Source organism: Novosphingobium sp., from assembly GCF_027486195.1.
In the GTDB taxonomy this organism is placed as follows: Bacteria; Pseudomonadota; Alphaproteobacteria; order Sphingomonadales; family Sphingomonadaceae; genus Novosphingobium.
This window is the reverse complement of the sequence record NZ_JAIXPP010000059.1, coordinates 27262-53240: the sequence shown is the minus strand read 5'-3', so window position 1 is coordinate 53240 and position 25979 is coordinate 27262. Positions and strand designations below refer to the sequence as shown.

Annotated in this window: 26 protein-coding genes; 15 read left to right on the top strand and 11 right to left on the bottom strand. The window is 59.0% G+C overall.

What is annotated here, in order from left to right; translation table 11 throughout:
- Positions 1-180 precede the first annotated feature (180 nt).
- Positions 181-1791 carry a hypothetical protein gene (locus tag Q0071_RS11260; RefSeq protein ID WP_298168990.1) on the top strand — a complete coding sequence of 537 codons (1611 nt, stop codon included), beginning with the start codon at positions 181-183 and terminating at the stop codon, positions 1789-1791.
- Between the two features lie 94 nt (positions 1792-1885).
- Positions 1886-4147, top strand: a complete 2262-nt coding sequence (locus Q0071_RS11255; protein ID WP_298168987.1) for an NADP-dependent malic enzyme — start codon at positions 1886-1888, stop codon at positions 4145-4147.
- A 4-nt stretch (positions 4148-4151) separates the two neighbouring features.
- Here Q0071_RS11255 and Q0071_RS11250 read toward each other — a convergent pair whose 3' ends face one another.
- The 3 genes from Q0071_RS11250 to Q0071_RS11240 form a co-directional block, all read right to left on the bottom strand.
- Positions 4152-5465 (bottom strand): MFS transporter, encoded by a 1314-nt coding sequence (locus Q0071_RS11250; RefSeq protein ID WP_298168984.1) that lies wholly within the window; start codon positions 5463-5465, stop codon positions 4152-4154.
- A 64-nt stretch (positions 5466-5529) separates the two neighbouring features.
- The gene (thiS, locus tag Q0071_RS11245; protein ID WP_298168981.1) at positions 5530-6537 is read right to left on the bottom strand and encodes a sulfur carrier protein ThiS; all 1008 of its coding nucleotides are present in this window, start codon (positions 6535-6537) and stop codon (positions 5530-5532) included.
- Positions 6538-6576: 39 nt separating this feature from the next.
- The gene (locus tag Q0071_RS11240; protein ID WP_298168978.1) at positions 6577-6963 is read right to left on the bottom strand and encodes a MerC domain-containing protein; all 387 of its coding nucleotides are present in this window, start codon (positions 6961-6963) and stop codon (positions 6577-6579) included.
- Between the two features lie 123 nt (positions 6964-7086).
- On the opposite strand from Q0071_RS11240, the gene Q0071_RS11235 reads away from it, so the two are divergent.
- Positions 7087-8154, top strand: coding sequence for a COX15/CtaA family protein (locus Q0071_RS11235; protein WP_298168975.1), 1068 nt, complete (start codon positions 7087-7089; stop codon positions 8152-8154).
- 7 nt (positions 8155-8161) lie between these two features.
- Here Q0071_RS11235 and Q0071_RS11230 read toward each other — a convergent pair whose 3' ends face one another.
- Complete coding sequence (locus Q0071_RS11230; protein WP_298168972.1) at positions 8162-9250, bottom strand: hypothetical protein; 1089 nt, start codon at positions 9248-9250, stop codon at positions 8162-8164.
- 303 nt (positions 9251-9553) lie between these two features.
- Here Q0071_RS11230 and rplM point away from each other — a divergent pair, with 303 nt between their 5' ends.
- The 3 genes from rplM to Q0071_RS11215 all read left to right on the top strand — a co-directional run bounded on the left by rplM (position 9554) and on the right by Q0071_RS11215 (position 12143).
- Positions 9554-10033 carry a 50S ribosomal protein L13 gene (gene rplM, locus Q0071_RS11225; protein ID WP_298168970.1) on the top strand — a complete coding sequence of 160 codons (480 nt, stop codon included), beginning with the start codon at positions 9554-9556 and terminating at the stop codon, positions 10031-10033.
- A gap of 3 nt (positions 10034-10036) precedes the next feature.
- The gene (gene rpsI, locus Q0071_RS11220; protein ID WP_298168967.1) at positions 10037-10576 is read left to right on the top strand and encodes a 30S ribosomal protein S9; all 540 of its coding nucleotides are present in this window, start codon (positions 10037-10039) and stop codon (positions 10574-10576) included.
- A gap of 169 nt (positions 10577-10745) precedes the next feature.
- Complete coding sequence (locus Q0071_RS11215; protein WP_298168964.1) at positions 10746-12143, top strand: hypothetical protein; 1398 nt, start codon at positions 10746-10748, stop codon at positions 12141-12143.
- Between the two features lie 18 nt (positions 12144-12161).
- On the opposite strand, the gene Q0071_RS11210 is transcribed toward Q0071_RS11215, so the two are convergent.
- The gene (locus Q0071_RS11210) at positions 12162-12737 is read right to left on the bottom strand and encodes a site-specific integrase (protein ID WP_298168961.1); all 576 of its coding nucleotides are present in this window, start codon (positions 12735-12737) and stop codon (positions 12162-12164) included.
- 183 nt (positions 12738-12920) lie between these two features.
- Here Q0071_RS11210 and Q0071_RS11205 point away from each other — a divergent pair, with 183 nt between their 5' ends.
- Genes Q0071_RS11205 through Q0071_RS11195 form a run of 3 tightly spaced genes read left to right on the top strand, consistent with a single transcriptional unit; the run spans position 12921 to position 19021 of the window.
- Positions 12921-13508, top strand: coding sequence for a hypothetical protein (locus Q0071_RS11205; RefSeq protein ID WP_298168958.1), 588 nt, complete (start codon positions 12921-12923; stop codon positions 13506-13508).
- Between the two features lie 53 nt (positions 13509-13561).
- The gene (locus Q0071_RS11200; RefSeq protein WP_298168955.1) at positions 13562-18373 is read left to right on the top strand and encodes a type ISP restriction/modification enzyme; all 4812 of its coding nucleotides are present in this window, start codon (positions 13562-13564) and stop codon (positions 18371-18373) included.
- Positions 18374-18385: 12 nt separating this feature from the next.
- Positions 18386-19021 carry a hypothetical protein gene (locus Q0071_RS11195; RefSeq protein ID WP_298168951.1) on the top strand — a complete coding sequence of 212 codons (636 nt, stop codon included), beginning with the start codon at positions 18386-18388 and terminating at the stop codon, positions 19019-19021.
- A gap of 38 nt (positions 19022-19059) precedes the next feature.
- On the opposite strand, the gene Q0071_RS11190 is transcribed toward Q0071_RS11195, so the two are convergent.
- Positions 19060-19293: a helix-turn-helix transcriptional regulator gene (locus Q0071_RS11190; protein ID WP_298168949.1), complete on the bottom strand. Its 234-nt coding sequence runs from the start codon at positions 19291-19293 to the stop codon at positions 19060-19062.
- A gap of 100 nt (positions 19294-19393) precedes the next feature.
- Between Q0071_RS11190 and Q0071_RS11185 the strand changes: the two genes are divergently transcribed.
- The gene (locus Q0071_RS11185) at positions 19394-19777 is read left to right on the top strand and encodes a hypothetical protein (protein ID WP_298168946.1); all 384 of its coding nucleotides are present in this window, start codon (positions 19394-19396) and stop codon (positions 19775-19777) included.
- A 66-nt stretch (positions 19778-19843) separates the two neighbouring features.
- Positions 19844-20188, top strand: a complete 345-nt coding sequence (locus Q0071_RS11180; RefSeq protein ID WP_298168943.1) for a hypothetical protein — start codon at positions 19844-19846, stop codon at positions 20186-20188.
- A 19-nt stretch (positions 20189-20207) separates the two neighbouring features.
- On the opposite strand, the gene Q0071_RS11175 is transcribed toward Q0071_RS11180, so the two are convergent.
- From Q0071_RS11175 to Q0071_RS11165, 3 genes are read right to left on the bottom strand one after another with little or no spacing between them, the layout of a single operon-like run.
- A complete protein-coding gene (locus Q0071_RS11175; RefSeq protein ID WP_298168941.1) occupies positions 20208-20585 on the bottom strand; it encodes a hypothetical protein in 378 nt (125 codons plus the stop codon).
- 53 nt (positions 20586-20638) lie between these two features.
- On the bottom strand, positions 20639-21235 hold the full coding sequence (locus Q0071_RS11170; protein ID WP_298168938.1) for a hypothetical protein: 597 nt from the start codon (positions 21233-21235) through the stop codon (positions 20639-20641).
- A gap of 51 nt (positions 21236-21286) precedes the next feature.
- Positions 21287-21733, bottom strand: coding sequence for a hypothetical protein (locus Q0071_RS11165; protein ID WP_298168935.1), 447 nt, complete (start codon positions 21731-21733; stop codon positions 21287-21289).
- 165 nt (positions 21734-21898) lie between these two features.
- On the opposite strand from Q0071_RS11165, the gene Q0071_RS11160 reads away from it, so the two are divergent.
- The 3 genes from Q0071_RS11160 to Q0071_RS11150 all read left to right on the top strand — a co-directional run bounded on the left by Q0071_RS11160 (position 21899) and on the right by Q0071_RS11150 (position 23530).
- Positions 21899-22525, top strand: a complete 627-nt coding sequence (locus Q0071_RS11160; RefSeq protein ID WP_298168932.1) for a GIY-YIG nuclease family protein — start codon at positions 21899-21901, stop codon at positions 22523-22525.
- 352 nt (positions 22526-22877) lie between these two features.
- Positions 22878-23306 carry a hypothetical protein gene (locus tag Q0071_RS11155; RefSeq protein WP_298168928.1) on the top strand — a complete coding sequence of 143 codons (429 nt, stop codon included), beginning with the start codon at positions 22878-22880 and terminating at the stop codon, positions 23304-23306.
- A gap of 11 nt (positions 23307-23317) precedes the next feature.
- Entirely contained in the window at positions 23318-23530 is a 213-nt protein-coding gene (locus Q0071_RS11150; RefSeq protein ID WP_298168925.1) for an H-NS family nucleoid-associated regulatory protein, read from the top strand.
- A 171-nt stretch (positions 23531-23701) separates the two neighbouring features.
- Here Q0071_RS11150 and Q0071_RS11145 read toward each other — a convergent pair whose 3' ends face one another.
- Entirely contained in the window at positions 23702-24031 is a 330-nt protein-coding gene (locus tag Q0071_RS11145; protein WP_298168922.1) for a DUF1244 domain-containing protein, read from the bottom strand.
- A 63-nt stretch (positions 24032-24094) separates the two neighbouring features.
- Here Q0071_RS11145 and pyk point away from each other — a divergent pair, with 63 nt between their 5' ends.
- Entirely contained in the window at positions 24095-25555 is a 1461-nt protein-coding gene (pyk, locus tag Q0071_RS11140; protein ID WP_298168919.1) for a pyruvate kinase, read from the top strand.
- Positions 25556-25561: 6 nt separating this feature from the next.
- Here pyk and Q0071_RS11135 read toward each other — a convergent pair whose 3' ends face one another.
- Positions 25562-25852 carry a hypothetical protein gene (locus tag Q0071_RS11135; RefSeq protein ID WP_298168916.1) on the bottom strand — a complete coding sequence of 97 codons (291 nt, stop codon included), beginning with the start codon at positions 25850-25852 and terminating at the stop codon, positions 25562-25564.
- Positions 25853-25979 lie beyond the last annotated feature (127 nt).

Below are 25979 nucleotides of genomic sequence, written 5' to 3'. Positions count from 1 at the left end.
CACCGGATATCGACACTTCAAGTCGTAAATGGTCCGGGCATGGGCTGGGCGGATGCTTCAAGGGTTCTTGGGAGGCGGTTGCTTCCAGGGGGCCAGAGGGATGATCAATTCGATCCTTCCGACCGGCGCCGATGCGAAAGTGAACTGGGGTTGATGCAGGTCCGCGAAAAAACTTTGGCCATGAGCCTGCGGGGGTTGTGGGAGCGCGTGCTGGCGCTGCCCTGGCTCAGTGCGCCCGGAATCATCGTCATCGTCGTGCTGGTATGCCTGCCCTTCGCGCTGGTCGAAGTGCCGCCGCTGATCGACGTTCCCGGCCACATGGGCGCCGCCGCGATCGAGGCGGCGCGTCCCGGCAATCCGCTGCTCAAGTATTTCTCGTGGAAGTGGGTCTTCACGCTCAACATCGGCGGTGATGTGCTGGCGAAGCTGATCGGCGCGCAGTTCGGCATTCTGGCGGCGGGCTGGTGGAGCACGGTGCTGGCGACCGGTCTCTTCGCTGGTGGCTGCCTCGCCACGATCCGCGTGCTCAATCCCAAGGGTGGGCACGGCGCGCCCTGGGCGCTGATGTTCGTGTTCAGCTTCCCGCTGCTCACGGGCTTTCTCAACTACATCCTCGCCACCGGTCTTTCGCTGATGGCCTTTGCTGCGGCGGTCTGGCTCGAGGACAAGCCGAAGCAGCGTGCAGCGCTGCTGATCGCCGCGCAGCCGATTGCCCTGCTGTGCCATGCCATCGGCGGCCTGCTGCTGGGCCTGCTGGTCGGCGCCAATGCGCTGGGCCGCGAACTGGATCGCCTGCCCGCCGGTTGGTGGCACCCGTCCGAGTGGCGGCGCTTGCGGGATGAGCAGGACTGGCGCGCGATTGCCAAGCGGCTGTTCATCCTGTGCTGGCCGCTGATTGCCACAGTGGTGACGATCCTGCTGTGGAAGTATTTCTCGCCCGATCCCGCGCGCAGCATGAACCGCTGGCGGTGGGATCAGAAGGCCTGGTATTTCGTGCTCACCCTGCGGGACCAGTCGCTGCTGCTGGATGGGGCGACGACGATTGCCTGCTTCGCGCTCATCCTGTTCGGCTGGGTGCTCGGTGCGCGCTGGAAGTGGCAGCTGGGCCTTCCGGGCCTCCTCGTCTTCCTGCTGTTCATCGCCATCCCCAGCGACATCAACGGCAGCGCCTTTGTCGATGTGCGCCTGCTGCCGGTTGCCTGCATGCTCGCGCTCGGCCTGCAGGACTGGAGCCGCGTTCCGCTCGAACGCGCGCGGATGATCGCTTTGGCTGGCGCGCTGCTGCTCGGCACGCGCCTTGTCGTCACCGGCGCCAGCTTTGCCGACTATGCCGACGACTATCGCAAGCAGCTTTCGGCGCTCCATCATGTCGAACCCGGCAGCCGCGTCCTCGCCTTCGTCGAGCATTCCTGCATCGAGGAATCGTGGCGCAACACCCGCCGTGACCATCTCGCCAGCCTGGCCGGGCTCTACCGGCAGGCCTGGGTGAACGACAACTGGGCGGTGCCCGGGCTGCACATGGTGATCCCGCGCTTCCGTCCGGGGCGCAATTTCACTGCCGATCCGTCCGAATTCGTGTGGTCGCGCGCCTGTCAGGGCGGCCGCATGCGCAGCGTCGATACTGCGCTGAAATATGCCCCGATCGAGCGGGTCGATTACGTTTGGCTGATCGATACCGGGCTGCCGCGCCACCCGGATTCGCGGCTCCAGCTTGTCTGGCAGGAAGGCCGCAGCCTGCTTTTCGCCGTCCGGCCCTTGGGTTTTCCGAAGTGGCGCTCTAAAGACTTGTAATCACGCAGTGCCCGCGGCGCGCGCCCCCAGGCAAGCAATCTTGCCATGGGGATGCAGCCGGGCCAGTACGCCGCGCGCGCCGATGGGGGATACGATGACTGACGAGAGCAATGTCCGCTTCACCGAACGTGAAGCGCTGTTCTACCACAACACGATTCGCCCCGGTAAGATCGAGATCATCGCCTCGAAGCCGATGGCGACGCAGCGCGACCTCAGCCTCGCCTATTCGCCCGGCGTTGCCGTGCCGGTCCGCGTTATCGCCGAGAATCCGGCCGCCGCCTATGACTATACCGCCAAGGGCAACCTCGTTGCGGTGATCTCCAACGGCACGGCCATCCTCGGCCTCGGCAATCTCGGCGCGCTCGCTTCGAAGCCGGTGATGGAAGGCAAGGCGGTGCTGTTCAAGCGCTTCGCCGACGTCGATTCGATCGACATCGAACTGGCGACCGAGGACCCGCAGGCGTTCATCGATGCGGTAACGCTGATGGAGCCGAGCTTTGGCGGCATCAACCTCGAGGATATCAAGGCGCCCGAGTGCTTCATCATCGAACAGGCGCTGAAAGAGCGCCTCAAGATCCCGGTGATGCACGATGACCAGCACGGCACCGCGATCATTTCCGCCGCCGGCCTGCTCAACGCCTGCTTCCTCACCGGGCGCAATCTTGCCGACGTCAAAGTCGTCGTGAACGGCGCGGGCGCCGCCGCGATCGCCTGCACCGCGCTGATCAAGGCGATGGGTGTGCGCCACACCAACGTCACCATGTGCGACAGCAAGGGCGTGATCTACGTTGGCCGCGCGGGGATCGACCAGTTCAAGTCTGCCCACGCCATCGACACCCCGCACCGCACGCTGGAAGAAGCGATGGAAGGGGCCGACATCTTCCTCGGCCTTTCGGTCGAAGGCGCCGTCACGCAGGCGATGGTCAAGAAGATGGCGCCGCAGCCGATCATCTTCGCGATGGCCAATCCCGATCCGGAAATCACCCCGCCCGAAGCCAAGGCGGCGCGCCCCGATTGCATCGTGGCGACGGGCCGTTCGGACTATCCGAACCAGGTCAACAACGTACTCGGCTTTCCCTTCATCTTCCGCGGCGCGCTCGATGTGCGGGCCACCGCAATCAACGAGGAAATGAAGATCGCCGCCGCGCGCGCCATCGCGGAACTGGCGCGCGAATCGGTGCCTGAGGAAGTGGCCGCCGCCTATGGCCAGAACCACACCTTCGGGCTCGACTACATCATCCCCGCGCCGTTCGATCCGCGCCTCATGGAAGTCGTGTCCTCCGCCGTCGCCAAGGCGGCGATGGAATCGGGCGTGGCGCAAAAGCCGATCGAGGATTTCGACGCCTACCGCACCGAGCTGAAGGCCCGCCTCAATCCGACCACCGGCGCGCTCACCAGCGTCTACCAGCAGGTCAAGGAAAACCCCAAGCGCGTCGTCTTCGCAGAGGCGGAGAACGAAGTCGTGCTGCGCGCGGCGATCCAGTACCGCGATTTCGGATATGGCACGCCGGTGCTGGTCGGCCGTACCAAGGCGGTCTGCGATCTCCTCACCGAACTTGGCGTGGGCGATCCCTCCAGCTTCGAGATTCACAACTCGGCGGTCTCGCCGCTCGTGCCGGAAATGGTGACCTATCTCTACGAGCGGTTGCAGCGGCGCGGCTTCATGGAGCGCGACGTGCGGCGCATGGTCAATCAGGACCGCAACGTGTTCGCCTCGCTGCTCGTCGCGCTGGGCCACGGCGATGCGATGATCTCCGGCATGACCCGCACCTTTGCGCAGACGATCAAGGAAGTGCGCCAGGTGCTCGATCCGAAGCCCGGCCATCTGCCGTTCGGCATCCACATGATGGTGGCCAAGAGCTACACCGTGTTCCTTGCCGATACGACCGTGAACGAGCGCCCGAACGCGGCCGAACTTGCGCATATCGCCACGGAAACCGCCGCCGTTGCCCGCCGCATGGGGCATGAACCGCGCGTGGCGTTCCTGTCCTACTCCACCTTCGGCAACCCCAGCGGCCGCTGGCTTGACGAGATTCGCGGCGCCGTCGCGATCCTCGATGAGCAGAAGCCCAATTTCGAGTACGAAGGCGAGATGGCGCCCGATGCCGCGCTCAATCCCAAGGTCATGGCTAACTATCCGTTCAGCCGTCTTTCGGGTCCAGCCAACGTGCTCATCATGCCCGGCCTGCAATCGGCCAACATCTCTGCCAAGCTGCTGCGCGAACTGGCCGGCAACGCGGTGATCGGGCCGATGCTGATCGGCATGGAAAAGCCCGTCCAGATTGCCGCAATGACGTCGATCGCGCCGGACATCCTGACGCTGGCGGTCCTCGCGGCGGCGGGGGTTGCGGGATAGGCTGCTAGGCTGGCGCGGCGCGCGGCTGCCTGCGCTGCAGGCCGTCGATGCGTGCGCGAACATAGAGCACGTAGCCCACGTAAATCGCGGCGAGCGTGGCCGAGCCGAGCATTCCGGCGTGGTAGCTTCCCGTGGCGTCGCGCATCGCACCGAAGGCGTAGGGTGAGGCGAACGAGCCCAACTGCCATAATGTGTTGATGGCCCCGCTGCCTACGGCAAGCTGGCGGACGGGTAGCGCATCCGGCCATGATGCAATCACCAGCGCGCCTGCAGCGAAGCTGACCGCGGTCTGCAGCAGATAGCCCGCCACGACCGCACCTGGTGAGGGCGCCAAGCCGATCAGGAACAGGCCCAGCGCGGCAATGCTGCCGAGGCCGGCGGTATAGCGCAGCCGGTCGCCATGCCGGTCGGAATACCATCCGGCGAGCAGGATCACGACCGCTCCGTTGAAGCCGCCAAGGCTGACCAGCCATCCGATGGTCTTCGTATCGAGCCCCCCGTTCGCCGCCAGCACCGCCGGAGCCGACAGGACGAAGCCACTCATCGCACAGTTGAGGAGAAGGCCCGTGCACCCCAGCAGCCATACCGTCGGGTTGGCCAACACGGTGCGCAAATCGTGCCGCCCGGTATCGCCGATCAAGGCCGCATCGCGTGCCAATGCCCCGGAAATCCAGGCCTTCTCGTCTGGTTCGAGCCAGCGGACATCGTCCGGGCGGTCGGGCAGGAAACGCAGAATCGCGCAGCCCATCAGCACGGCAGGCAGGCCCTGCGCGAGGAACACCCATTGCCACCCGCGCCATCCCGCAAGGCCATCAAGTCCGAGCAGCGGGGCTGCGGTTGCCCCCATCACCACGCCGGCCAGCGCCGGGGCGATGTAGATCCGGGTGACCGCGCGCCCGCGATAGGCTTTCGGGAACCAGTGCGAGAGGTAGTAGACGAGGCCCGGAAAGAACCCCGCCTCGGCAGCGCCGAGCAGAAACCGCATTAGATAGAACTGCGAGGCGCTGCGGACAAACATCATCCCCACCGCGAGCAGACCCCAAGTGATCATGATCCGTGCGAGCCACTGGCGCGGACCGAAACGCGATGCCATCGCCCCCGAGGGGATTTCGAACAGCGCATAACCGATGAAGAACAGGCCGCCGCCAAAGCCGTAGACCGTGGCGCTGAAGCCGAGATCGGCATTCATCTGCAGCGCGGCGAAGCTCACGTTCACCCGGTCGATATAGGCCATCACATAGGCCAGCAGCAGGAACGGGACGATGCGCAGCATCGCCTTGTTCATGGCGGTGCGCGCTACCCCTGCTTCGTCCCCCACGCGATGCTCCGTCCAGCCCAGAGCGCAGGTTGATCCGAAGGTGCGCCGAAGCGCAAATGAATTGTCAGATCAGCCCCGCCAGCGGACTGCTCGGATCGGCATACTTGCGCGTCCCCATGCGGCCCGCAAGATAGGCATCGCGCCCCGCTTCGACCGCGGCCTTCATCGCGCGGGCCATGCGGATCGGGTCCTTGGCTTCGGCGATGGCGGTGTTCATCAGCACGCCGTCGCAGCCCAGTTCCAGCGCCACGGCGGCATCGCTTGCCGTGCCCACGCCGGCATCGACAAGGACCGGAACCTTGGCGCCTTCCACGATCAGGCGGATCGTCACGCGGTTCTGGATGCCGAGGCCGGAGCCGATCGGCGCGCCCAGCGGCATGACCGCGACGGCGCCCGCATCCTCAAGCTGCTTCGCCGCGATGGGATCATCCACGCAATAGACCATCGGCAGGAAGCCTTCCTTGGCCAGCACTTCGGTGGCGCGGATGGTTTCGATCATGTTGGGATAGAGCGTGCGCGCCTCGCCCAGCACTTCGAGCTTCACCAGATCCCAGCCGCCCGCCTCGCGCGCCAGGCGCAGCGTGCGGATCGCGTCCTCGGCGGTGAAGCAGCCGGCGGTGTTGGGCAGGTAGGTGATCTTCTTCGGGTCGATGAAGTCCGTCAGCATCGGCGCCTTGGGATCGCTGACGTTTACGCGGCGCACCGCCACGGTCACGATCTCCGCGCCTGAAGCTTCTACCGCCGCCGCGTTCTGCGCAAAGTCCTTGTACTTGCCGGTGCCCACGATCAGCCGCGAACGGAAAGTGCGGCCCGCTACGGTCCAGGTGTCTTCTGGCCAGGTATCGTCATCCTGCCCGCCGCCAACGAAGTGCACGATCTCGAACATGTCGCCGTCGGCGATCTGCACTGCCGCCAGCGTCGAGCGCGGGACAATTGCGCCATTGCGCTCGACCGCAACCTTGGCGGGATCAAGCTCGAGGCTACGCACGAGATCGGCGATCGAGCCGGGCGCGGCGCGGCGGGGTTCGCCATTGATGGTGAGGGTGAGAGTCGCTGCTGTATCGGTGGCCATGCGGCGGGCTTTAGCGCCCACACCGCCGTGCGCAAGCTGTCAGCAGGTGTTGCGGCGCAGGTTCACGATATGCGCGGAGGCAACCAGCAGCACGCCGCTAATGGTCAGAAGCGCCTCGGCCGTGCCGTGGTCGCTGGCAATCGCGGCGGCCATCAGGGCCAGGCCGCTGGTGCCGAGCGCCAGCGGCAGGCGGTGCCCATGGCGCAATGCGCCCGCGCCGATCGTGAACATCCCGACGAGGAAAGCTGCCACCAGCCCGAAGCGATGGATCGCGGGATCGAGCAGCACGCCGCCGCCCAGCCCCAGCACGCCGATCAGGAACAGCCCCGCCACGCAGTGCACCATGCAAAGACCGCTGATCAGCACGCCCAGCCGGTCAAACCGGCCGCGCAGCAGTTCAGACGAAGTGTCGGGGCGGTCGGTCATGGCAGTCGGTATATGTAATAGTATCACATAACGCAATGCTCAAGCTGACCTCCGGCGCAACCCCTATCGGCATGCCCCCTTTGGCGCTTGCGTTTCGCCCGCCTCGCGAGCAGAGGCGCGCCCATGGATGCTGTTGCCATGGCCCCGGCCCGTTCCCGTGAGCGCGCTCCCGCGCCGCTTGCGCTGTCCCGCTGGCTGCTCGTCGTCGCGTTGATGATCATCGCCATCGTGGTGGTCGGCGGCATTACGCGGCTGACCGAATCGGGTGTCTCGATCACCGAATGGAAGCCCGTTTCGGGCGCGCTGCCGCCGCTGACCGAGGCGGACTGGCAGGCCGAGTTCGCCAAGTATCGCCAGACCCCGCAATACGTGCTGGTCAACGGCCCTGCCGGCATGACGCTGGCGACCTACAAGTTCATCTTCTTCTGGGAATGGGTCCATCGCTTGCTGGCCCGCGCGATCGGCATGGCCTTCGCGCTGCCGCTCGGGTGGTTCTGGCTGCGCGGGCAGATCCCTGCGGGCTACAAGCCGCGCCTGTTCGCGCTCCTCGCGCTCGGTGCGCTGCAGGGGGCGGTCGGCTGGTGGATGGTCAAGTCCGGCATCGCGCACGACGTGAAGGTCAGCCATTTCCGGCTCGCTGCGCATCTTCTGGTTGCGCTGACCACGCTTGCGGGGGTCATCTGGACCATGCTCGATCTGCGCGCACTGGCGCGGGGCGAACCGCGCGCGCGGCTGACGGGCTTTGCCGCGCTGGCCCTTGGCATGCTGCTGATCCAGCTGTTCTATGGTGCGCTGCTGGCGGGTATGCGCGCGGGCACCGTGGCGGGCGGCGGCTGGTTCAACTGGGATGTCTGGCCGCTGATGCAGGGCGCTTTCTTCCCGGCAGGGATCGAATGGTCACTGGGCGCGGTCCACGCCTTGTTCTCCGATCCCTACCTCGTCCACTTCATCCATCGCTGGTGGGCATGGGCGGTCGTCGCCGTCCTCGTCATCATGGGCCGCAAGCTGCGCCGCGCCGGCGCTCGCCCGGTTTCGGTTGCGATCCACAGCGCCTTCGGCACCCAGATCGCGCTTGGCATCGCGACGGTGATGAGTGGTGTGACCATCTGGATCGCTGTGCTCCACCAACTCACCGGCGCGCTGCTGGTTGTCTGCACGGCATGGGGCGCGCACCGGCTCGGGAAGCGCTGAGCCGACCCTAGCGGGGAAGCAGAGCGGCGATCGCCCTGCCTTCCTGATTGAACCAGGGGCGCAGGCGAGCGAGCGGCACCTTGATGTCGTCGCCGCAGGCCATCGCAACCCGGGGTAATTCGGGTGAGAAGACCAGCGCGCCCCTTGCGATGCCCACGCGCCAGAACTCCTGCTGTGACACCGCGTCGCGGCACTCCGCGCCGTCGGCTTTCCATCCCAGCAGGATCGCCTTGCGGAATGCGGGCGTCAGCGTCTTCGCCTCCCCGGTTTCGCCGTCGTAATGTTCGCGATGCACCGCCTGCGGTCCGAACCAGTCGAGCGGGTCCACCTCCACGCCGCGCGCAAGGTCGAAGGTCCGGGGGGCATTGTCGCTGTTCGGATGCGCGCCGCCACAGCTGCTTTCGGTGGAATCGCGCACGCCGAGCCAGCGATTCGTGATCAGCGTCGGCTCCACGGCCCTCCAGTATTCCCCGTCTGTGCCGATCGAATTGACATTGGCAGCCATGCAATCGAGCCATTCGCCGGTGCCACCGGGCTTGGGCAAAGGCAGGCGCAGCAGCGCGTTGACCTTGGTGATCGCAGGCGAGGAGCCCTCAAGCGAGAAAGTCGATATCTCCGCTTGATCATCGAACCATGGCCAGGCCTTGAAAGTCGTGACCGTGTACTTCGCTCCCTCCAGCAGTGCGGCCTTGGTCGAGAGGTGAACCGCATCGAGGCGGGGACGATGGAACGCCATGTCCGCGCAAGGTCCGCCATAATCCTTGCTCGGCCCACCGATCCTGGCCAGCCGAAGCGGGAGCACCTTCTTGCCGTCGCTCCATGCGCCCGTCAGCGCGCCATCCTGCACCGCGATGGTCCACAGTGCACCGTTCTTGCCATCGATCGCCTGTTCGAACCATTTGCCCGGCGCCGGGCCCGGCTCAAGCCGCAACAGCCGCTTCACGCGGTCATAGTAGTACGCGCCCTTCTCCTGATAGGGCGTGTGGTCGAGACAGGCATGGATCGGGGCGGTCCCAACGGTACCAGCCCAGACGCCTTCCCACGCGGGCGGCGGTGCATCCCACGGCTCGTCCTTTGCCTGTGCAAGCGAAGGCATGCCCGCTGCAGCTACCAGTGCCGCAATGAAAAGCCTGATCCAGCGCATCGACGCCACCCCCTGTTCGGCGGTGAGCCTATGACCCGCGAGAAGCCACTTCAACCCGGCTTTGCGCGCCGCTTTGGCAACCCTATAGGCTTGGGGCGGGAACCGGCATTTGGCGGCGGTATTATTTTACCTCTCCCGAAAGGCCCGGTTTGCTTGACTCCAGCGGCCATTTGCAACAAAGGCGCGCTTCCTCGTCGTTGGGCGGACTTCGGTTCGCGCTCACGGCGTACCACTATCCTAGGATGGGTTTCAGCCATGAAGGCGCTCACGAAAGTCACCCGGTCGATTAAGCCGGCCGAGGTGGAGAAGAAGTGGCATCTTATTGATGCCGATGGCCTCGTTGTCGGCCGTCTCGCGGTGATCATCGCCAATCACCTGCGCGGCAAGCACAAGCCGAGCTACACCCCGCATGTCGATTGCGGCGATCACGTCGTCGTGATCAACGCCGACAAGGTGAAGCTGACGGGCAACAAGCTCAAGGACAAGATCTACTACAAGCACACCGGTTATGCCGGCGGCATCAAGGAAGTCACTGCGGACAAGGTCCTCAATGGTCGCTTCCCCGAGCGCGTGCTGGAAAAGGCTGTCGAGCGCATGATCCCGCGCGGTCCTCTCGGTCGTGCACAGATGCGCGCGCTGCATCTCTATGCCGGCAGCGAACATCCGCATGCCGGTACCCAGCCCGAAGCGCTCGATGTCGCCTCGATGAACCGCAAGAACAAGGTGGGTGCGTAAGACATGTCTGAAACCGATACCGTCTCCAGCCTCGCGGATCTCAAGGATCTGACTTCGGCTGCTCCCGCCGCTACCACCGCTGTGTCGGACGCGCCTGAAGCGCCCCGTGCACCCACCGGCCCCGCCGCGCCGCTGCGTGAGCGTGAGGTCGACGCCCAGGGCCGCTCCTACGCCACCGGCCGCCGCAAGGACGCCGTTGCCCGCGTGTGGATCAAGCCCGGCTCGGGCAAGATCACCGTCAATGGCCGCGATCAGGAAGTGTACTTCGCACGTCCGACCCTGCGTCTCGTCATCAACCAGCCGTTCGAAGTCGCTGACCGTTCGGGTCAGTATGACGTCGTCGCCACCGTCAAGGGCGGCGGGCTTTCGGGTCAGGCCGGCGCGGTCAAGCACGGCATTTCGACGGCGCTTACCAAGTTCGAGCCTGCGCTGCGCAGCGCGGTCAAGGCTGCCGGGTTCCTGACCCGCGACCCGCGCGTTGTCGAACGCAAGAAGTACGGCAAGGCCAAGGCGCGCAAGAGCTTCCAGTTCTCGAAGCGCTAAACTTTTTTACGCTTCAAACTGCTACAAAGCATTGGAAACGCTGGGAATTCATTTTCCCAGCGTTTTCTTTTTGGCCCGTACAAAAGTTGTACAAGTCGGCTTTCGATAGACGAAACACATCTGTGACCGTACATTTCTTGCACAAAGAAACTGTGCTGGACGTACGCAGATGGGGCAGAGGTTTAACAACAGGGTAGAGCTAAAGGGCGGGGAAATAATCCTGTTCAACCGCGAGGGTGCCAAAAAACCCATATGGCATATGCGCATACACATTCGCGGTATGCGCGACATAGACGGCAAAACATTCTCGCACGTTCAAGAAACCACAGGCGAGCTAGACTTGGACGAGGCAAAACGCATTGCACTCGACAGGTACGAAGATTTGAAGCTGCGCACCAAACATAAGCAGCCGGCCAAATCCATTACCTTTGCAGCGTACTACGAACGCTGGTGGACGGAGCGAGAACAACAGCTTCGTGAGACATGGAAAAACAAAGGCAGGACGGGAAAAAACGCTCGCATCACATGGTATATGATGCAGAGCAAGCGCTACTGGCTGCCGTATTTTGGTCAGCATAAATTTGAGGACATGACGCAATCGCTGGTTTTGGGTTACTGGAAATGGCGAATGTTATACTGGTCCACAAGAGACGAAAAAGAGCGCCGGCGTTTTGGTAATCATGCTTTAACACCGTCCAAAAAGACGCTGGACATGGAGCAAGCTGCACTACGCGAGGTGTTCAAAGAGGCTCTTTCGGAGCAGCTAACCAGCTTTCAGCCAGTCATTGAGCATCCTTTTAGCCGCAAAGGTATTCCAGCAAAACGTAGGCCTAGCCTCGACCCTGCCGAACTCAAAACGCTGCACGAGTACATGGATTTGTGGGTGCGCGGGGAAGGCAAGAACGACAAAATTCCTGGTGCTCGTATCAATTCGCGCCACCTTTATCAGCGAAAGCTACTGCAACTTTATTTGCAGTGGATCGAAGGCACAGGAATGCGCACGGGTGAAGTGTTGCTGCTGAAACACGCAGATATTGGCAGGGCATTTACCGAACTTTACGAAGCACGAATCCTCAAAATATCCGTATCTAGCCAAACTAAGACTGGCGCTCGTACGGTTATCAGCAACCCAGCTGTCGTAAGCACCTATGTCGAGCTACAAAAACTGACAGGGCATACAAAGCCTGAAGATTGGCTGTTTTGTAATCCCGACGGCAAAAAATGCACTGGCTTCTTCAAAACGCTGCCGCAGATGCTGGAAGAAGCAGGAGTGGCAAAAGACGCTCATGGCGATAAGCGCACTGCATATAGCTTTCGCCACGTTTATGCCGAGGGCCGTTTTGCAGCCATCGGCTTTAATCCTATCGCTCTTGATCTAATCGCAACCAACATGGGCACCGGCAGACAAAGCTTGGAAAACCACTACATTCGTCGTGGTATCATTACCGACCCAGATGCTCTCATTGCCAATCACGGTCTGCAATATGCATGGGATGGCTTGAAGGGACAGGAAGAGGGTGAGGCGAAGCGAAAAGAAATAGAGAGACGCGAAAAACGGGGATTTTAACCCGCAAGCCTCGCTACCCTACCCAATCAGTTCCACCGCTTTGCGCAGCTTGCTGTCGTTGATGTCGATGTAACGCTGGGTGGTGGATAGGTGCTTGTGACGAGCAAGGGCTTGAACGACACGTGCGTTCACACCCTTGTCAGCCAGTTCCGTGACAAACTGTCTGCGCCCGCTGTGACTGCTAGCTCCATGAACGCCAGCTAGCGAATAGAGCCGTGCAAACATGTTCACCACCGTTTGCGCCGTAAATGCGCCACCTTTGCCGCTGAACATGATGGGACTGGCAGGCTTGGCAAGCTGCTGGAGATACGCTGCTGCATAGCGTTGTAGCTGCATCCTGAGCTTCTTGTTGACCAGCACCGTAGCTGTGTCGCTTCCCTTGGTCTGTGCTGCTGTGAGATAGATCGTGTCGCGTGGTTTTCCCTGTGCGTCAAAAACGTCGCCAATGCGCAGTGCTGCGATTTCACAGGCGCGCAGGCCAGCGTAGAAACTGAGCGCTACGGCGGTGTGGTTGCGTGTGCTGTGGCGCAAGCTGTCGATCACGGCAGCAAGCCGCTTCTGCTCTGCATCGTTGAGTAGCTTGGCCTGTTTCATGTCGTCATCCCTGAATGTGCGTTCCTGTTGCTAGACAGCATATTTCCACACATTATGGCCGTCGACCGATTTAGGTGAGGTGCGCAAACCCGCAGAAATGCAGGGGTTTTGGGCAAAATGTTATGGATTGTAGATTCTATAACATTCCGGCTGGGACGCAGATTGGGATGGCTTGCACGTTTTTTGGCTGATAGCTTGCGGGCAACGTTTGGGGGGATTGGGGCAATGGCAGCGGATGCAGAACACGGCGTAGCGCCGAGCTTATATCCCGAAATGAAAAGTCTGGCCGCTACAGCGCTCAAGCTATGCGGTTTCCAGCATATGCTTGCGGCAATTCAAGAGCGTGTTTTTGATGCCTTAGAAACGAAGAATGATTTTTTCCGTAGAATCAAGCCCGTGCTATTTATTGAAGATTTGCTGCCCATATTTTCTGGGCCGCAAAAAGAGATAGTGCACGAACCTTTCGCCTATCTGCCACCACAAGAATTGGAATTTTTAAAGCGCATATCCGCAAATGGGCGCGTAACGTGCAAACTGCTAAACGCTGGAGAAGGTGAAGAGTTTCTATATAGCATAATGGTGCGCATACCCACTCAACCGCAAATACCAAATCCGCAAACTATTAACTGCGAAATTGAATTTCACTTGGAAATTGATGACGATTTTGAGGATTTGGTGGTGGTGGATTTGGTGACGTGGTTTGATGACGCGATAGACGAAAAATTAATTCGACGCGCTCGCACATCATACGCGCTACTATCTTCCACCTAGCCCATTCATCCTGCCCCGCCTCCATCAAACACCAACTGAAATGAGCAGCTTGCATGTCCGCACTTGATCGTCTCCTTGCTTCCTATCGAGCTGCTGCCGTCACGGAACGGGAAAAGGGGACATACTTTGAACGTCTCGCGGTTGCATATCTGCGCAATGACCCCGTGCAAGCCCAGGAATTCAGCCAAGTCTGGGCGTATGCTGATTGGGCAAAAGAGCACGGCGTTGATGGGCGTGACACCGGCATAGATTTGGTGGCGAAGCTGCGAGAGGAAGATGGTTTTGCAGCGATCCAGTGCAAATTCTACTCTCCACAGCACGCCATCCAGAAGAAGGATATCGACAGCTTCCTAGCTGCATCGTCCAAGCCACCATTCCAGCGCCGCGTGTTTATCGACACGACCGAAGTGGATTGGAGCGGGAACGCAGAAGACACCATTCGGGATCAACACATTCCCGTTATCCGTATCGGTCTTGATGCGTTGCGTGAGAGTGCGATTGATTGGTCGCTTTTCGAGGCAACAGCCGAGATCAAGCTGCAACCCAAGAAGGCACTGCTTGAGCACCAAACGCAGGCGCTGGAAGCTGTCGAGCAGGGCTTTGCAGAACATGATCGCGGCAAGCTGCTCATGGCGTGCGGCACGGGCAAGACTTACACAGCGTTGAAAATTGCGGAGCATTACGCGGGCAGTGGCAAACGCGTGTTGTTTGTCGTGCCGTCGCTCGCGCTTATCGCCCAAACGGTGCGCGAATGGACCAAGGACACGGACACTGCTCTGCGCTCTTTTGCCGTGTGCAGCGATGCCCAGGTGGGAAAGCGGCGGAAGGACAAGGACGACGTTGCTGAAATCGAAGTTCACGAACTAGAATTTCCCGCAACCACTCAACCCGCCAGACTGGCCCAGAAAGCTGGTAGCGTTGACGCTGACCGCATGACGGTCGTGTTTAGCACCTACCAGAGCATTCCCGTGCTCACCGCTGCGCACAAGCATGGTTTGCCGCCATTCGATCTGATCATCTGCGATGAAGCGCATCGGACCACAGGTGCAACGCTAGACGGCGAAGAAGCCAGCAACTTCGTCAAAATCCATGACGACCAGTACGTTCAAGGCCGCAAACGCCTCTACATGACAGCCACTCCGCGCATCTTCGGGGAAGGCGCAAGGACCAAGGCAGCGGATGCGTCTGTGGCGCTGTGCGACATGGACGATGAAAGCATCTACGGTCCTGTGTTCTTCGCTCGTGGCTTTAGCTGGGCGGTCGAAAATGGGCTGCTGACCGATTATAAGGTCATCGTGCTCGCCATGGACGAAACGCTTGTCAGCAGGGGCGTGCAGAGCAGGCTATCTGATGACAACGAGCTACAGCTTGACGACGCGACCAAGATTGTCGGTTGCTACAAGGCGCTCTTGAAACAAGGCGAGAACGAGGAGTTTAGCGTTGATGCGCATCCAATGCGTCGCGCCATCGCCTTCTGCAAAGACATACGTTCCAGCAAGCTCATTGCCCGCGAGTTCGGCGCAGTCGTGGACGAATTCAACGCAGCAATGGATGGCGACGAGCAAGGGCATGTTAGCTGCTCCGTTGAGCACGTGGACGGCACGTTCAACGCCAAGACGCGCGGCGAGCTGCTGCACTGGCTGGGGGATGACGTAGACGCGGGAGAATGCCGCATTTTGAGCAACGCGCGGTGTCTGTCCGAGGGAGTTGACGTACCAAGTTTGGATGCAATCATGTTCCTGCATCCGCGCAAGTCCCAGATCGACGTGGTGCAGAGCGTTGGCCGAGTCATGCGCCGCTCTCCGGGCAAGAAACTTGGGTATGTCATTCTGCCGGTAGTCATTCCTGCTGGCGTCGCGCCGGAAAAGGCGCTGGATGATAACGAACGCTACAAGGTTGTTTGGCAGATTCTGAATGCGCTAAGAGCGCATGATGACCGGTTTGATGCCACCATCAACAAGCTGGAACTGACAAGCGACAGCAGTGGCAAGATTGAGGTGATCGCCGTCGCCGAAAACTTGCCAGCACCGCGCAGCATGGCGATGGATGCAGGTTCCGGAATTGGCAAAGGTGCGGCTGCCGATTGGGAATATGGGCAGGGCGATCTAACGCGACCCGAAGATCAGTTGCACTTCATCCTTGATGAGTTCCCCGCCGCTATACGTGCCAAAATCGTGCAAAAATGCGGTACACGCACGTATTGGGAGAACTGGGCAAAGGACATTGGCGACATTGCCAAGGCTCATATTGAACGCATCAAGGCGGTGCTCGACACAGGACCTGCCGAACGTGAGGTGTTTGACGAGTTTCTGGCTGAAATCCGCGATGATCTAAACGGTAGCGTGACCGAGGAAGAGGCAATCGAGATGCTAGCTCAGCATCTTGTTACCAAGCCTGTGTTTGATGCGCTGTTTGAGGGCTACGACTTTGCCGGTCATAACCCAGTTTCGCAGGCCATGCAGAATGTCCTGGCTGTGCTGGAGCCCCAAAACATCCAAAAGGAAGCTGCTGCGCTTGAGAGCTTCTATGATAGCGTGGCACGGCGCGCGAAGGGCATTGATAGCGCCGAGGGCAAGCAGAAGATCATCGTAGAACTGTACGACAAGTTCTTCGCTGGCGCTTTCCCCAAGCTGCAAGACAAACTGGGTATCGTTTATACCCCGGTGGAGGTCGTAGATTTCATCATACACTCGGTGAACGACATTTTGCAGCAGGAGTTCGGGCAAACTCTGGGCAGCAAAGGCGTTCACATTCTCGACCCATTTACAGGAACAGGCACATTCATCACCCGGCTGCTGCAAAGCGGGCTGATTGATGCAAGCGAGCTTGAGCACAAATACCGGCATGAGATCCATGCCAACGAAATCGTGCTGCTGGCGTATTACATCGCCGCGATCAACATCGAGGCTGCATACCACTCGCTGTCTGGCAACGCTTACGAGCCATTCGAAGGTATCTGCCTAACAGACACCTTCAAAATGTATGAGAGCGAGGACATGGTCGCAGCTCTCATGCAGGACAACAGCGCACGGCGAAACAGGCAAAAATCCCTCGATATTCGCGTCATCATTGGCAATCCGCCGTACAACGTATCCAGCACAGGCGCTGTCTATACCCATCTGAATAAGCGCATCGCTGACACCTACGCCAAGCAAACCAGCGCAACTAACAAGAATGCGCTGTATGATAGTTATGTGCAGGCGATGCGCTGGGCGAGTGACAAGGTTGGCGATAGTGGCGTGATCGGCTTTGTCACCAACGGCGGTTGGCTGGATGGCAACGCAATGAACGGACTGCGGAAGTGCCTGCAGGACGAATTCAGCAACATTTACGTGTTCAATCTACGCGGAAATCAGCGGACGAGTGGCGAGCTTTCCAAGCGGGAAGGCGGGAAAATTTTTGGTTCTGGTAGTCGTGCTCCCGTTGCCGTGTCGTTCCTCGTCAAAAACCCCGCTAGCGACGATCATGGTAAGATCTACTATCATGACATTGGCGACTATCTGACGCGTGAGCAGAAGCTGGCACGAGTTTCCTCGTTTGGGTCTATCGCCGGCCTGAGTGCAGCCGATGCATGGATTGAGCTAACACCAGACGAGCACAACGACTGGATTGCGCAGCGCGACAGCTCATTCAGCTCTTATATCGAAATTGGCGCAGGTGAAAAAACACTGTTCGCCCTAGGCACGCGTGGTGTGGAAAGCGGAAGAGATGCCTGGGTTTTCAATTCGTCCGCAACGAGGCTAAAGGACAATATTTCGCGCACTATCGCTCATTTTAATGCCCAGCTTGATGCATATATCACGTCTGGAAGCGACAATGCTGATAAGTTCACGGCCGAAAGTCCAGATGACATCAGTTGGACAAGCAGCCTTAAGCAGCGGTTGGCTCGAAAGCTTAGTGTTTCATATGATGCACTTGCCATTCAGCCATCAATGTACCGACCATTTTTCAAGCAATACAACTATTACAACCGCGACTTGATACACCGAGTTGGGAAATTTGACGCCATTTTTCCGCGCAAAATCCCTAAAAACGTTGGAATTTGCACCTCAAGTGGCGGCGTAAAAATCGGCTTTAGCGTCTTTCTTACCGCGCAATTGCCGAGCCTACATATGGCGCACATTGAAGGTTGCCAGTGCTTCCCCCTCAAGCTTTACGAGAAGGCAGAAGCTAGCAACAATGACCTGTTTTCGGGTGGCAGCAATGGCGACTACGTGGAGCGTGATGGCATTACGGACTACGGCCTGAAGCTCTTTCAGGCTGCATATCCGGGTGCGAGCATCACTAAAGAAGACATTTTCTATTACGTGTATGGGCTGCTGCACAGCGCAGATTATCGGGCACGTTTCGCGGACAATCTTAGCAAACAGCTTCCCCGCATTCCTTGCGTCAAGAAGGCGGAAGATTTTTGGGCGTTCGCGGAAGCTGGCCGCAAGCTGGGTCAGTTGCACGTGCACTACGAGAGCGTTGAACGCTATCCCGTGACCTACAAGGAAGGCAGCGAGCAGCTTTGGCACGTTGCTGATCCAGTGTCGTTCTATCGAGTCGAGCAGATGAAGTTTGGCGGAAAACGGCCGAAGCAGGACAAAACGACCGTCTGCTACAATGCCAACATCACCATGACTGGCATCCCGCTGGAGGCGTACGAGTATGTCGTTAACGGCAAAAGTGCGCTGGATTGGGTGATGGAACGGCAATGCGTGAAGGTGGACAAGGCTAGCGGCATTGTGAACGACGCAAACGACTACGCGAACGAAACGATGCAAAACCCGGCGTATCCGCTGCATCTGTTCCAGCGCGTCATCACTGTCAGCTTGGAGACAATGAAGATCGTAAACCGCTTGCCCAAGCTGGAAATTGACTAGGCCAGGGCGCGGATGGTGAATCACGAGGACGAAACGCGGGCGCGGAAGCTGCGGGGGCTGCTAGGGCGCCTCAAGCAGGGAAAAAACGTGCAGAACCGTGATCTGCAAACTTGGCTGGGTGCAGTTGGGTACAAGCGGTATGTGGCTGCTTGGGCTGCGCAGCTGGATTTGCGAGACGTGTTGGATAACAAGCCCGACGCCATCGTGGAGTATGAGGCGCGACTGAAACGGGCGAACTTCACGTTCAACCGCGCCGAGCGCTACAGCCAGAAAGGCAATCACACTGCCGCCAAGAAGCTGTTTGGTGCTGCGGATATTGAATACGAGCAATTGCTAGAGCGTCTGCAAGAGATCATCGCTGCTGATCCTAGTTTGAATATGTGGTTTGATCGGGGCACGAGCTGGACGTGGGATGGCGAAAACAACATCGAGCCTGAGCTTGTGCCCCAAGTCGTTACCAGCAAAGGCCAGTTCAACCGCACACCCAATGGCGGCTTGAAGATGGGCAAAATGGACAAGCGAGCAGTCAAAATTGACGTGATCAAGCACGAATTGGCGCGGCTTGAGTGTGGCGATTTAACGAGCGAATTGCTGGCAAAGCGCCGAGCAGGAATTCGGAATGTGCATCCCGAACGGGATAGTGATTGAACGTCAGCAGTGCCCAAAAATGTGCACTTTTTAGCTGCCTAATCCCATTCGGATTGATCTAGAAGTAGTTGATGGGGTTGCACATCGAGGCACTGGGCAATTTGGACGAGTACTTTCAGGCTGGGATTTTCCTGCGCACGTTCAATGCCGCCGAGATAGCGCACATCTACCCCAACCCCGTACGCAAGCTCTTCCTGCGACATCCCAGATTGCTTGCGCAAACGTCGCACATTCTCCCCCAGCAATTTTTCCCAATGTGCGTCCGCAGCCATGCCTCCATCGGCCCGCTTGCAGGACACTTCTCAAGGAACTATAGTTCCTATTGATGCTGGAAGCGTCTGGTTTCCAGATGCAGGCGTTCATGGAGGGGATATGAACAGAAAATACGTAGTTATAGCTATTTCTGCGACGATGGCTGTTTCGGGTTGCGGTAACGTTGCTGCAATTGGCGGCGACGATGCAAAATTTGCATCTTTGCTCACCAAGATGCACTCGATTGAGAAGCAATATGCTGATCTGTCAAAAAAGGCGCGCATTTGCAGCAATGAGTTCTACGCAATTGGGCAGCAAATGAGTGACGATAACGACAGTAACAATAAAGTTATAGAGATGTTCATTGCAGTTAGGGCTGCCGAGAAAGCAACTCTAAATGGAATATCTCCCAGCGAGAAGCAGTGGACGGAGTTTAAAGATCTAGCGTTAAAGCTAGACACCACGCACACGGACCTGATGAGAAAATCAGATACTGGCTGCTAGTTTCTCTGGCGTGCAGATTGGTGCTCAATTTGCGTCTTCTGCACGCCGCTGAACATGAGGTTCTGAGTGAACAAGGTTCATGTACTGTCGCTCATAGCGGCATTCCCATTTGCCATCTTGGCCTTAAACAATCCAAACGCAGATGACTTCCGGGCTGAGGTAAAAAGCTATCTCTATCAAAAGGCGCAGTTTGATGATCCCGCAGGCGATCTCACCGCCGCTGATCTAAAAGGGGTTGCGGGCTTGATGGGCGACTTTGCCATCGAGCATGGCACTGATGTAACCCAAACGAATTATATAATCTTTTCTGTATTCAAAGTGCGATTCAATCCTCTCATTACAACATATGCTCACATCGAGAATGAGCGGTGCTATGTAGGGTTCCTGAAATCCATTTTTGTGGCTTGCTAAGCCGAAAAGCGTTTTCGCGTTAGCTGCAAACGTCGGCAACGCTGTGTTGCTCATTCAGGTGTTGAAGCAATTCCTGTTCGGCTTGGATGAGTGCATTTAGCTGCATCATGGTCAACGCTGGATTACGCTGCTGTTGAGCGCGGATGGAGCGTAGGCATTTGATGGCGGCTTGGATGGAAAAATCGCGTTTCATGTGACGCTGCCATGCAAACCAGTTCCTGCTCATTCCCACATAATCCCTGCTGAACGCTTCGCGTGTGGTTATCAGTCGGGCTTGCTTCAATGTCTGGTATGTATGTTCAATCAGTGTCATATTGTTATTTAATATCAATGTGATAAGTGTTTTGTTGTGTGTTTTAGGTATGACTGGGATATGCGCTGAAAGCTTGCTCAGCACATTCCAAACTGCATGGAAAACAGCGCACTAGCTGCAGCATAAGCTGCCTGTCGCTAGCCGTGTCGCCGTTCGTATCGTGCCTGTGCTGCTGCCATGTGATCGTCGAATGCTAGCCGTGCACGTGCTAGCCAGATGCCATGTGTTGCCTGTGTGAGCCTATTTGCTGCCTGAGCATGAGCCTTGGTGTTTGCTTGGTTGAGATGTGAAAGGTCGTGGTTGAACGTTTCTGAGCCTGTCAGCCAAAATTCGTGCAGTGCATATTCGGTAGCTTCGCGCTTGCTGAAAATTGGCAGAATTTCGTTGTTTTTGGGGTGTGCTGCACAGTCTGTTGTCGTGCGCCAAAGTGCGTTCAGGTTCGTGCAGAATTGTGCGGGTTCAATGGGCGATTTGGCTAGAAAGTGAATGTGCGCATTGTCGCCTAAAGCGCCATATTGCGTGAAAACTGCGCGTTCGATCCGATAGCCGTACGTGCAGCTCGTGCCGTAAACCAACCTGTCAGACTTATTCCAGAATCTGCGCCACAGCCGCTTCGCTTCGTCACCAGTGACTTTGTGTCCGGTCGCAAAATTTAGTGTGCCAAACACATTCCAGTCGTGTTCCGCTACCCAATCCACCCAAGCTGAATAATCTTCTGTTTTCGTTCGGCTCATCGCTGCGTCATCTCCTACGCAGGTATTTATCCTTGGCAGGCAAAGGTGCTTTCAAATCTGTTTGGAGTGCGTGAAACCAAGGCAGATTTCCATTTTAACATAGTATGTTGACCGCATAGATAGTCGATTGGGAAAAGGCAGATGCGCTCGTGAAAAATGGGCTGCGTAGATTTTGCGCATTCCAAAATCTCGGTCTTGTGGGTTTTCGCTCACATGCACCCTGTCTTGGCTAAATAAGAACATGGGAAACGAGGCAGCGAGAGACATACGGCGGATATTGAACGTGGTGCTGGCACTGGAAGCGGCATTCAAGGCCAACACACGTGCGCAAGCTAAGTCACCCAGCAAATCCCCCACACCATCCAAGCCAAGCAAGCCTGTGACCATCAAACGCATCATGCCAATCAAGCCAGTCGGTCCGCAGCCCAACATTCCCAAGCTTTGAGCAAAAAACAGCCGGTTCTTGCTCAAATCCGCCACCTTCATCGGCTTGCGCACTGACCTGGTGTTTTGGCTCGACAGGCTATGCGCAAATGCTCCGCGTCAAATCCGAGCCGATCAGCGTGTCCGCAGTCCACGCGCTCCCGAGTGGGTGCAAATCCCGTCCGGGCGCTGTATGGCTCTGAGAACGCGAATTTGGCGCTGGGGGTTTGGGGACTGCAAATGGGAATCGTGTACGTTTTGTCCAATCCGGCTTTCGACAGCTACGTGAAGGTTGGGCATACAATTGATCTGGTGCAGCGTCTGCGTTCACTCGACAACACAAGCGTTCCGCTCCCATTCCGCTGCGTCTTTGCCATCGAGGTTGAAAACCATGTCGAGGTTGAACGCCTCGTCCATCAAGCTTTTGCCATGCACCGCACCCGTACCACCCGTGAGTTTTTCGAGATTGATGCGCGGCACGTTATCGCAGCGCTAAAGCTGACAGGTGGCAGGGAAGTTACCCCGAAAAGCGACATTGCTGAGGACAGGGAGGGTATCGAGGCGCTGGAGAAAGCGGAGAGCAGACGGCGCACATACAGCTTTGCAGATGCATGCGTTAATGTGGGCGACGTACTGACATACTCGCGTGACAGCCAATACACGGCAACAGTGATCGGCCCTAAAAAGATTGAGTTTGAAGGTGAGGCGACGAGCTTGAGCAAGGCTGCGCTAACGCTGCTGCATCGTGAAGGCTACACATGGCAAACGGTGAACGGCTGGAATTTCTGGACGCTTGAGGAGGAGACAATCGCTGAGCGTTTGCATCGGCTTGAGCAAGAACGGGCTGAGCAAGAAGAAGGATCGTAATTCGCCATTCTCGGCAACATAGCCGCATCCTTAGACGGCGAAAAAGGATGCAAAATGGTTAGGCATGAACTGCGAGATGTACGAGGCGCATTGCTGGGTTGGATTGATAGCGACAGTGGCGTGGATACGCTGCGGGACTATCGCGGTGCGCTAAAGGGCACGTACAACGCACGGCACAATGAGACACGCGATTACAGGGGCGCATTGGTGGCGAAGGGTAATGTGCTGACGCGATTGCTGTAGGTTTTTGACAGCCCAAAAGTGAGAATTTTTTACCATATCGTTCTGTTTTTGGCCGACATGGCAATGTGAAGGCAGCAGGCTGGCTCTATAAATCATACGGAGCCATATCATGTCTTACATTGCCAAGCTGAACCTCAAGACCGTGCAGCGTGTCGTTCAAAAAGACCCCGTCATTGCTCGCCGCGACAAGCTGCTTGCTGGCATTGCTGAACAGAAGCTTGTGCTGGATGCCATGATGCATGGCGAGCAGTTTGAAGTGCGCGTTAAGCGTTGGCGCAACAATGAATCTGGCGACCGTGTGCTGGTCGAGATGAACAAGCGTGTGCGTCCGTGGTTTTTCCAGCAGGACAACGGCTGGTACGTGCAATGTCGCTACGGCAGTCGGGTGCTGCACATTAGCGGCAAGAGCAACGCTGTGTTCGTGGACAAGTTAGAGGACGTTGCGGCAGTGCTGGATGCGTTTAGCGCGGCAGCGAACAGCGGGGAACTGGACAGGGCTGTGTTGCTGGCTATGAAGGCGCGAACAGCTACTGGATAAGAGGCTTGGACATGAGCAAACTCGACGATCTGCTTGCACAGCAGAAAGAGTTGGAAAAGCAGATTGCTGCGGCGCGAGCAGCGGAACAAGCTGATGCGTTCAAGGAGATTGCGGACATTTGCAAAGCTCACAACATCACATACGCCCAGCTCAAGCCAGTGCTCACCAAGCAGCGCAAACGCCGCACGAAAGCTGAGATCGAGGCAGCCAAGGCTGCTAACTAGAAGCTAGCATTTGCGTCTTGAACAAATTTTGTACAAGCCGATTTTACGTGCTGAAAAACGCTCTTTTTCAGTATGTTGCAGAGATACTAGTTAAGCAAGCGCTAAGCCTTTCTGCTCAAACAAAAAAAGGGCGTCGGGATCATCCCGGCGCCCTTTTTTCTTGTGCGTACCTCAGTGCCCCGGGGCGTTGCGCTTCATGCTTTCGGCCATGCGGGCCAGCTGCTCGGGCGTGGCTTCGGTCTGGTGCCGCGCCTTCCATTCGGCGGCGGGCAGCCCGTGGATCACCTCACGCGCGGCCGTCTTGTCGAGTGGTGCACCGGCATCGATGATCCAGTCCGCCAGGCAGTTGCGGCAAAAGCCGGCAAGGCCCATCAGCTCGATGTTCTGCGCGTCGTGCCGATGGCGCAAGTGCCTGACAAGGCGGCGGAACGCAGCGGCGGCCACAGCATCAGAGAGTCCATCCAGTGCATCTGCTGATGCGATTTCTGCATTCGTATCCATTGGGTTCGTCCTTGGGTTTTGCAGGTAGGTAGGCCATAGGGCGGGCGCATTCAATTCGAGGTGATGGACGTGGCAAAACTGGATCCCCGTGGCCGCAAGGTGAAAATCCTCGCCACCGTCGGCCCGGCCAGCCGGTCACCCGAGATGCTGGAAAAGCTCTATCGGGCCGGCGTCGATGCCTTCCGCGTAAACATGAGCCACGGTGAGCACGCCGTCCATGCCGAAACAATTGCCGCGATCCGAGCTCTTGAGCGCAAGATGGGCCGGCCGATCACCGTGCTGTGCGACCTTCAGGGCCCCAAGCTGCGCGTCGGCAAGTTCAAGGATGGCCGCGCGGTGATCCGCCATTCGGGCCACTTCACGCTTGATCGCAATCCCGAACCGGGCGACGAAAACCGCGTCCAGTTGCCGCATCCCGAATTGTTCGGCATCCTCAGGCCCGGCCAGCGCCTGCTGATCGACGATGGCAAGCTGCGGTTGCGAGTCATCCGTGCCGATGACAACGAAATCCTCTGCTCGGCCGAAGTCGGCGGCGTCATCTCCGATCGCAAGGGCGTCAATGTGCCTGATGCGGTGATCCCGGTTCCGGCGATGACCGACAAGGACCGCCGCGATCTCGCGTTCGCCGTCAGCCAGGGTGCGGACTGGATCGCGCTGTCCTTCGTGCAGCGGCCCGAGGACGTCGCCGAAGCGCGCCGCCTGATGGGCGGCTACGGCGCGCTCATGGCCAAGATCGAAAAGCCCGCCGCGATCTCGCGGCTCGACGAGATCCTTGAACTGGCTGACGGCCTGATGGTCGCACGCGGCGACCTTGGCGTCGAACTCAATCCCGAGCAGGTCCCGCCGCTGCAGAAGCGCATCGTTGAAAAGGCGCGGCGCGAGGGCAAGCCGGTCGTCGTCGCGACCCAGATGCTCGAATCGATGATCGAAAGCCCGACGCCGACCCGGGCCGAAGTGTCCGACGTCGCCAACGCGGTCTACGACGGCGCCGATGCGGTGATGCTCTCGGCCGAGACCGCCGCCGGCGCGTGGCCCGAGGAAGCGGTTACGATCATGGACCGCATCGCGAGCGAGGTCGAGAACGACCCGGGCTATGCCGCGCGCGTCCACTTCATCGAAACGCGCCCCGATCCCACTACTGCCGATGCGCTCGCGGAAGCCTGCGCCAGCATTGCCAAGGCGCTGCCGATTGCGGGGATCATCGTGTTTACCGGCTCCGGCTCCACTGCGCGGCGCGTCGCGCGCGAACGGCCCAACGTGCCGATGCTCGTGCTCACGCCATCCACCCTCACCGCGCGCAGACTTGGCCTGCTGTGGGGCGCGCATGCCGTCGCCACCAAGGATATCGGCAGCTTCGAGGAAATGATCGCCAAGGGCAAGCGCATGGCCCTGCGCCACGCGTTCGGCACCGCCGGGTCGCGGCTTATCGCGCTGGCGGGCGTGCCCTTCGGTACTCCGGGTTCGACCAACCTGCTGCACATGGTGACCCTGAGCGGTGACGAACTCACCAGACATCAAGGCTAGCTGCCGTCAGCGCAAGCTGGTGGCCATCCCCAGCACGCCGACCGCGACAACCAGTGTAGCGAGGCCGACCAGAAAGCTCCGGTCCGCCACGGCCTCATAGACCTCGGCGCGCGGCCCCTCGCGCAGGGCGAGGTAGGAAAAGAAGCAGCTGATCGAAAAGCCGGCGGCCGACATCCACGCGATCTCGTCCGCCATGGTCTTGCCGCCGCTGTCGGATATCCTGAGCCCCGCAATGAGCAGTAGCGAGATGCCGAGGAGGTTGCTGGCGGCGTTGAGGATGTGGTGCGTGCGGGCCATGTCCGTCCATAAGGGACCTGCGCCTTAAGCCGCCGTGAACCGGTTGGCAGCGCAAGAGCGGACGGCGCAAACAGGCGGTGTGCCGGTCACCCTCTGCCCACCGCCGACGCAAGGCGCCAGCCTCAGC